General features: G+C 70.7%; 7 protein-coding genes. 5 read left to right on the forward strand and 2 right to left on the reverse strand.

The genetic code is table 11. The features are described 5' to 3' along the window. Positions 1-250: 250 nt before the first annotated feature. Positions 251-1,663 carry an amino acid permease gene (locus ACFFNX_RS35735; RefSeq protein WP_378210393.1) on the forward strand — a complete coding sequence of 471 codons (1,413 nt, stop codon included), beginning with the start codon at positions 251-253 and terminating at the stop codon, positions 1,661-1,663. 109 nt (positions 1,664-1,772) lie between these two features. Here the strand turns inward: ACFFNX_RS35735 and ACFFNX_RS35740 are convergent, their stop codons facing one another. Next, the gene (locus ACFFNX_RS35740) at positions 1,773-2,744 is read right to left on the reverse strand and encodes an aldo/keto reductase (protein WP_378210394.1); all 972 of its coding nucleotides are present in this window, start codon (positions 2,742-2,744) and stop codon (positions 1,773-1,775) included. A 28-nt stretch (positions 2,745-2,772) separates the two neighbouring features. Next, positions 2,773-3,552: a GntR family transcriptional regulator gene (locus tag ACFFNX_RS35745; protein WP_378210396.1), complete on the reverse strand. Its 780-nt coding sequence runs from the start codon at positions 3,550-3,552 to the stop codon at positions 2,773-2,775. A 121-nt stretch (positions 3,553-3,673) separates the two neighbouring features. On the opposite strand from ACFFNX_RS35745, the gene ACFFNX_RS35750 reads away from it, so the two are divergent. The 4 genes from ACFFNX_RS35750 to ACFFNX_RS35765 all read left to right on the forward strand — a co-directional run. Continuing rightward, positions 3,674-4,399: a DUF969 domain-containing protein gene (locus tag ACFFNX_RS35750; protein WP_378210397.1), complete on the forward strand. Its 726-nt coding sequence runs from the start codon at positions 3,674-3,676 to the stop codon at positions 4,397-4,399. Further along, positions 4,396-5,364, forward strand: coding sequence for a DUF979 domain-containing protein (locus ACFFNX_RS35755; RefSeq protein ID WP_378210398.1), 969 nt, complete (start codon positions 4,396-4,398; stop codon positions 5,362-5,364). The genes ACFFNX_RS35750 and ACFFNX_RS35755 overlap by 4 nt, the downstream gene beginning before the upstream one ends. Before the next feature lie 9 nt (positions 5,365-5,373). Beyond that, positions 5,374-6,372 (forward strand): DUF2891 domain-containing protein, encoded by a 999-nt coding sequence (locus ACFFNX_RS35760; RefSeq protein WP_378210399.1) that lies wholly within the window; start codon positions 5,374-5,376, stop codon positions 6,370-6,372. 96 nt (positions 6,373-6,468) lie between these two features. Continuing rightward, positions 6,469-7,650, forward strand: a 1,182-nt coding sequence (locus tag ACFFNX_RS35765; protein ID WP_378210401.1) for an MFS transporter, incomplete at its 3' end; no start/stop codon positions are given.

Raw genomic sequence — 7,650 nt, forward strand, 5'->3', positions numbered from 1 at the left:
CGTTCAGCGGCACCGAAGACTCGTCCCTGCAGACCAGCTTCGTCCTCGACGACGTCGCGGTGAACGCGTCCTGACCAGCACGGCCTGAAGGGCCACGGCGGACGACGGCGTCCGCCGCGGCCCTTCTCCCATCCGTCCGACGGTGAACCGACCGCGCGGGCGGGGTTACCAGTCCCCGGCGTCTGGGTATCTGATTTCGGTCTTGTTGCCACATTCTGCTTGGAAGCCCCCAACCAAGGAGCCGCTCCGAATGCCCCAGGTCGGAAGCACCGAATCGCCCGAGAAAAGCCTCCAACAGGGGCTGAAAAACCGCCACGTCGGGATGATCGCCATTGGCGGCGTCATCGGCGCGGGCCTCTTCGTCGGCTCCGGCGCCGGTATCCACAACGCCGGCCCGGCCATCCTGCTGTCCTACGCGCTCGCCGGGCTGCTCGTCATCCTGGTCATGCGCATGCTCGGCGAGATGTCGGCCGCCTCACCGGACACCGGGTCGTTCTCCTCCTACGCCGACCGCGCGATCGGGCGGTGGGCCGGCTTCACGATCGGCTGGCTGTACTGGTGGTTCTGGGCGGTCGTGCTCGCCGTGGAGGCGACGGCCGGCGCCAAGATCGTGCACGGCTGGATCCCGGCGCTCCCCCAGTGGACGCTGGCGCTGATCCTGATGGTCCTGCTCACCGCGACCAACCTCTTCTCCGTCGGGTCCTACGGCGAGTTCGAGTTCTGGTTCTCGACGATCAAGGTCGCCGCGATCGCCGTCTTCATCGTCCTGGGCGTCCTGGCCATTTTCGGCCTGCTGCCCGGCACCGACTCCGTGGGCACGAGCAACCTCACCGGCCACGGCTTCTTCCCGCACGGGTACGGCGCGATCATCACCGGGCTGCTCACCGTCGTGTTCTCCTTCATGGGCAGCGAGATCGTGACGATCGCGGCCGGCGAGTCCCGCGACCCGGGCCGGGCCGTGACCAAGGCGGTCAACAGCGTGATCTGGCGGATCATCGTCTTCTACCTCGGTTCGATCGCCGTCGTCGTCACGCTCCTGCCGTGGAACGCCAGCAGCGTCGCGAACAGCCCGTACGTCGCGGTCCTCGACCGCATCGGCATCTCCGGCGCGGGCACGATCATGGACATCATCGTGCTGACCGCCGTGCTGTCCTGCCTGAACTCCGGGCTGTACACGGCGTCGCGGATGGCGTTCTCGCTGGCCGAGCGCGGCGACGCGCCGAAGGTCTTCGCCGCGACGAACGCACGCGGCGTCCCGCACGTCGCGATCTGGGTGTCGGTCGCCTTCGGCTTCCTGGCGGTGATCTTCAACTACACCAGCCCGGACACCGTGTTCCTGTTCCTGCTGAACGGCTCCGGCGCCGTCGCGCTGTTCGTCTGGACGGTGATCGCCCTGTCGCAGCTTCGGATGCGCCGCCGCCTCGAACGCGAGGCGCCCGAACGCATCGTCATCCGCATGTGGCTGTACCCGTACCTGACCGTCGCCACGGTCCTCGGCATCGCCGCCATCCTCATCGTGATGCTGTTCGACCACGACGGCCGCCCGCAGGTGCTGTGGTCGGTGGCGGTCGCGGCGATCGTGCTCATCGCCGCGTTCGTACGCCACGGCCGGTCACGCGCCACCGAACCGGTCGCGCCCGGTCCGGTGCCCGCCGACCGCTGACCGCCGAGGAGTTCGCCCACGGCCGCGGCTCCGCCTTCGACCGCGCGATGGAGTACCTGAGCCGCTGACGGACCGGCCCGGCGCCGGGCGAGGCGCCGGGCCGTACGGCTCAGCGGAAGCCGGCCACCGGGCGCGGGGAGTAGTGCTTCTCCAGCGTGGCCGCCTCGTCGTCGGTCAGGTCGACCGACAGGGCGGCGATCGCGTCCTCCAGGTGCTGCGGCCGGCCCATGCCGACGATGGGCGCGGACACCGCCGGGTGGCGCAGGACCCACGCGAGGGCGACGGCGGCGCGCGTCACGCCGCGTGCCTCGGCGACCTGTCCGACCGCGTCCACGATCTCCCGGTCGCTCTCCTGGTACAGGGTCTTGCCGAACTCGTCGGTCTCGGTGCGCGCGGTCGTGACGTCCCAGTCGCGGGCGAGGCGGCCACGGGCGAGCGGGCTCCACGGGATCACGCCGATCCCCTGGTCCAGGCAGAGCGGCAGCATCTCCCGCTCCTCCTCGCGGTGCAGGAGGTTGTAGTGGTCCTGCATCGTGGCGAACCGCGTCCAGCCGTTCAGCCGGGACGTGTAGAGGGCCTTGGAGAACTGCCATGCGTACATCGAGGACGCGCCGATGTAGCGCGCCTTGCCGGCCTTGACCACGTCGTGCAGCGCCTCGAGGGTCTCCTCGATCGGGGTGTCGTGATCCCAGCGGTGGATCTGGTACAGGTCGACGTAGTCGGTGCCCAGCCGGCGCAGGCTGTTGTCGATCTCGCTCATGATCGCCTTGCGGGACAGGCCCGCGCCGTTCGGGCCCGCGTGCATCCGGCCGTTCACCTTGGTCGCGATGACCACCTCGTCGCGGCGGGCGTACTGTGCCAGGGCCCGTCCGGTGATCTCCTCGCTGCTGCCGTCGGAGTAGACGTTGGCGGTGTCGAAGAAGTTGACGCCGGCCTCGACCGCCTGCCGGATGAGCGGCGAGGCCTGATCCTCACCGAGCGTCCATGAATGGTTGCCCCGGTCGGGCTCGCCGTAGCTCATGCATCCCACGCAGATCCGCGAGACGTCGAGACCGGTCGAGCCCAGCTTCACGTAGTCCATGGGCCCAGTCTCTCCCCGTCACGCGTCGTCACCGGAGGGGGCCTCGGCCTCGGTCGCGCGCCCGTTCGGCGATGCCCCCGAGGAGCTGGGCCTCGGCGTCGTCGAGGTAGCCGGTCAGCGCCTCGGCCGCCTCCTCCGCACGACCCTGCTCGATGAGCGTGGCGATGGCGGCGTTGCGGTGCACGTACGGCTCGTGGAAACGGTGCGGGTCGGCCATCACGTGGAAGACCAGGCGCAGCTCGGCCAGCATGCGGCGCATCATGTCGTTGAGGCGGCGGCTGCCGGCGAGCGCGACGATCGCGGAGTGGAACCGCAGGTCCGCCGTTCCCACGTCGTGCCAGCGCGACTCGGCGACCGCGGTCTCGGCGGTCGCCACCGCGGCGCGGATCTCGGCCACCGCCTGGGGAGACGCGCCCTCGGCGCGGACGGCGGCGCACTCGATCAGGCGGCGCGTGGTGTAGATGTCGCGGACGTCATCGGCGTCGAGGGTGCGCACGAACACGCCGCGGTGCGGTTCGTGGATCACCAGCCGCTCGTGCGCGAGCAGCCGGAACGCCTCGCGCAGCGTGTTGCGCGAGACGCCGAGCTCCTTCGCGGCCGCGTGCTCGGCGAGTTGCGTGCCCGGTGGCAGGGCGCCCTCGATGATCTGTGCGCGCAGCACGTCGGCCAGTTTGGACACGGTGCTCGTACGGTCGATCAGCACGCGGGCGCCGGACAGCGCGGCGAGCGGTGAGGGCCGCTCACCCGGGGTGCCGGATCCTTCTGCGGCGCCGGAATCCGGTCCGGCAGAAGAGCCTTCTTGCGCCATCTCGCCCCTTATTGCCCTCTTGTTATTGCCCTCTTGCCGGATTGCTCAACAATACGTACGGTACCCGCAACGGCTGCTCCCTGTCTGCCCCTCGATCCCCTACTCGGGAAGGAGGGCGGTCGTGCTCGTACTCATCGGCGTGCTCCTCGTCGTCCTCGGCTTCGCGCTGCGGCTCAATCCCTTCGTCGTCGTCACGGTCGCGGGCATCGTCACCGGATTCCTCGGCCACCTGTCGGTGACGGCCATCCTCAATGCCTTCGGCAACGGCTTCGCGTCGAGCCGTTCGGTCACCCTGTTCGTCCTCGTCCTGCCGGTCATCGGCCTGATCGAACGCTTCGGCCTGCAAGAGCAGGGCCGGCGGCTGATCTCCCGGCTGCGGGGGCTCACCACCGGCCGGCTCCTCGTCATCTACCAGTTCATCCGGCAGGTCAGCTCCGCCCTGGGCCTCGCCTCGATCAACGGGCCGGCGGCGCTGGTCCGTCCCCTGATCCATCCGATGGCCGAGGGCGCCGCCGAGCGCCGCTTCGGCCGCGCCCTACCCGAGCCCATGCGGGAGAAGGTCAAGGCCTTCTCGGCCAGCGCGGACACGGTGGGCCAGTTCTTCGGCGAGGACATCTTCGTCGCGATCGGCTCGATCCTGCTGATCACCGGCTTCGTCGACACGACGTACCACCTGAAGCTGGACGCACTGAACGTCGCGCTGTGGGCCATCCCCACCGCGATCTGCGCATACGTGATCCACGGCACGCGGCTCTATCTGCTGGACCGCCGGCTCGGGCGGATGGCCGAGGCCGCGGGCCTCACCGGCCGTACGGACCCGGCCGAGGCGCAGGAGGCCGGTCGATGATCAAGGTCGAGTGGTTCTACTGGCTGTGTGGCGCGATCTTCCTCGCGGTCGCCGTGCTGACCCTCGCCGACCGCACCAACGCCAAGCGGTACGGCAGCGGCGCGTTCTGGGGCCTGCTCGGCGCCTCCTTCGTCTACAGCACGTTCGTCGTCCACAAGACCGCGCCCGCCTGGGTGCTGGGTTCGGCGGTCATCTTGATGGCGCTCCTGGTCGCCACCGGCCGGCTCAGCCGTGGCACCACCCCCGGGCCGACGCGTGCCGAGCAGGAGACCGGCGCCGACCGCTTCGGCAACCGGCTCTTCGTCCCGGCGCTGACGATCCCCGTCGTGGTGATCATCTTCGCGGTCGGCCTGGCGAAGATCCACGTCGGCGGTGAGCCGCTGCTGGAGAAGTCCTCCGAGACGCTGATCGGCCTCGGCGTCGCCGCGATCGTGGCAGTGATCATCGGGTTCGTCATGCTGCGGCCGAAGTCGCCGCTCGCTCCGCTGAGCGAGGGCCGGCGGCTGCTGGAGGCGATCGGCTGGGCCGCCGTGCTCCCGCAGATGCTCGCCACGCTCGGCCAGCTGTTCGTCGCGGCCGGCGTCGGCACCCAGGTCGGCCGGATCACCAAGAACGTGCTGCCCGACAACTCGCTCATCGGCGGCGTCATCGTCTACTGCGTCGGCATGGCGCTGTTCACGATCATCATGGGCAACGCGTTCGCCGCGTTCCCGATCATGACGGCGGCGATCGGCTACCCGGTCCTGGTGCAGCACTTCCACGGCAACGCGGCGGCGGTCTTCGCCATCGGCATGCTGGCCGGCTTCTGCGGCACCCTGTGCACGCCGATGGCCGCCAATTTCAACATCGTCCCGGCGGCGCTGCTGGAGATGAAGGACAAGTACGGGCCGATCAAGGCGCAGATCCCCACCGCGATCCCGCTGCTGGCCTGCAACATCATCCTGATGTACGCCCTGGCGTTCTGAGGAGGGGCGATGACGACGATCAAAGAGGTGGCCGCCCGCTACGCGCGCGTCGCCGTACGCAACATCGACACCGAGTTCCCGCACGCCACCCAGCAGGTGGTGCGCTGGCCGGGCGGGGCCTCACGGCCGCGCGAGCTGCACCCGGCGTTCCACGGCGCGTACGACTGGCACTCGTGCGTGCACATGCACTGGCTCGCGGTCCGGCTGCTGGGCGACCTGCCGGGCGAGGTGAACCCCGAACAGATCCGCGACACCCTCGACCGCACGCTGACCAAGCGGGCGGTCGAGGCGGAGGTGGCGTACCTGCGCTCGTTCCCCGCGTTCGAGCGCCCCTACGGCTGGGCGTGGGCGGTGGCGCTGGCCGCCGCCTGCGAACGCTGCCCGGACCCGGCCGCTCGCTCGTGGTCGGCGGCCCTGCGCCCGCTCACCCACACGATCGAGGAGCTGACCCTGGACTGGCTGGACCGCGCCGTCGCGCCGGTCCGGCACGGCGTGCACACCAACACGGCGTTCGCGCTCGCGCTGCTGCACGAGAACGGCACCGCCCTCGGCCGCGACCGCCTGGCCGCCACGATCGCCAAGCGCGCGGCCGACTGGTTCGGCGACGACCGCGACTACCCGGCGAGCTGGGAGCCCAGCGGCCAGGACTTCCTGTCACCGGCGCTGTGCGAGGCGGACCTGATGCGCCGGGTGCTGCCCGCCGAGCAGTTCCCCGGCTGGCTGACCGGCTTCCTGCCGGGCCTGGACGGCGGGCGGCCCCTGTTCACCCCGGCCGAGGTCAACGACGCGAGCGACGGTCACCAGGCGCACCTGTACGGGCTGAACCTGTCCCGCGCCTGGCAGTTCCGCCTGCTGGCGGGCGCCCTCCCGGCAACCGACCCACGCGTGGGCCCCCTGCGCGAGTCGGCCGATCGACACCTGGACGCGAGCCTGCCCCATGTGACGGGAAAGGGTTTCGTCAGCGACCACTGGCTGGCCACCTTCGCCTTCCTCGCCCTGACCGCCTGAGGCCTGCGCCGCCCGGCCCGCCGCTTCGGAGGAGCGGTACGCGCCGGTCAGCGGAAGGTGCGTGGGCGGTCAGCGGGCGCGGTGACTCTCGGGGGTATGAACTCCCTCGCCCCCGTGGGGACCGCTCGCAAGTGGGCCACGCTCTCCCTCTGCTGCCTTGCCGTACTGGTCCTGTCCGTCGACCTGACCGCCCTCCACCTGGCCATCCCCAACCTGATCAGCGACCTGCGCCCGTCCGGCACGCAGATCCTGTGGATCGCCGACGTGTACGGATTCGCGCTCGCCGGGCTGCTCGTCACGATGGGCGGGATCGGCGACCGGATCGGCCGCAAGAAGCTGCTGCTCATCGGTGCCACGGCGTTCGCGGCGGCCTCGGTCGTCACCGCGTACGCCGCCAGCGCGGCGATGCTGATCGCCGCGCGTGCGCTCCTCGGCGTCGCGGGGGCCACGATCATGCCGTCCACGCTGTCGATCACCCGCAACGTCTTCACCGACGCCAAGGAGCGCACGACGGCGGTCGGGATCGCGAGCGGCGTCGGCGCGCTCGGGGTCGGGCTCGGCCCGATCATGGGCGGTGCGCTGCTGGATCACTTCTGGTGGGGCTCGGTGTTCCTGATCAACGTGCCGATCATGGCGGTCGTGCTCCTCGCCGGGCTGTTCGTCCTGCCCGAGTCGCGGGGATCTCGGCCCGGTCGGCTCGACGTGCCGAGCGTGCCGCTGTCGATCGCCGGTGTCCTGGGTGTCGTCTACGCCATCACCGAGGCCGGCCACATCGGCCTGTTCCACGCCAGGGTCGGCGTCGGCCTCCTGATCGGCGTCGCCGGCCTGGCGGCGTTCGTCCGGCGGCAGGCGCGGCTGTCCGAGCCGCTGATCGACGTCGCGCTGTTCCGCAACGCGGCCTTCTCCGGCTCGATCGGCGCGAACCTGTTCGCGATGTTCGCCCTGGTCGCGCAGTCGCTGGTGTTCTCCCAGTACTTCCAGCTCGTCCTGCACTGGTCACCGCTTCAGGCCGGGCTCGCCGGGCTGCCCGGCGGCGTCGCCGCGGCCGCCGGCGGCGCGGCGCGGGCCGCACCGCTGATCGGCCTCATCGGACGCGCCCGCACCGTCGCCCTCGGCCTGACGATCTCCGCCGCCGGGTTCGCGCTGTACGCCCTGACCGGCACCGAGTCGAACTACTGGACGCTGCTGGCGGCGATGATCCCGTGCGCTCTCGGCATCGGTGTGGCCCTGACCGTCACCAGCGACACGATCCTCGCCTCGGTGCCGAAGGACCGGGCG

The sequence above is a fragment of the Actinoallomurus acaciae genome (assembly GCF_042429965.1).
Classification (GTDB): Bacteria; Actinomycetota; Actinomycetes; order Streptosporangiales; family Streptosporangiaceae; genus Actinoallomurus; species Actinoallomurus acaciae.

What these genes read in the sequence shown, in the direction of transcription:
- ACFFNX_RS35755 (WP_378210398.1), top strand. Translation starts at nt 4,396, where the DNA reads ATGATCAAGGTCGAGTGGTTCTACTGGCTGTGTGGCGCGATCTTCCTC.
- ACFFNX_RS35735 (WP_378210393.1), top strand. Translation starts at nt 251, where the DNA reads ATGCCCCAGGTCGGAAGCACCGAATCGCCCGAGAAAAGCCTCCAACAG.
- ACFFNX_RS35760 (WP_378210399.1), top strand. Translation starts at nt 5,374, where the DNA reads ATGACGACGATCAAAGAGGTGGCCGCCCGCTACGCGCGCGTCGCCGTA.
- ACFFNX_RS35745 (WP_378210396.1), bottom strand. Translation starts at nt 3,552, where the DNA reads ATGGCGCAAGAAGGCTCTTCTGCCGGACCGGATTCCGGCGCCGCAGAA.
- ACFFNX_RS35740 (WP_378210394.1), bottom strand. Translation starts at nt 2,744, where the DNA reads ATGGACTACGTGAAGCTGGGCTCGACCGGTCTCGACGTCTCGCGGATC.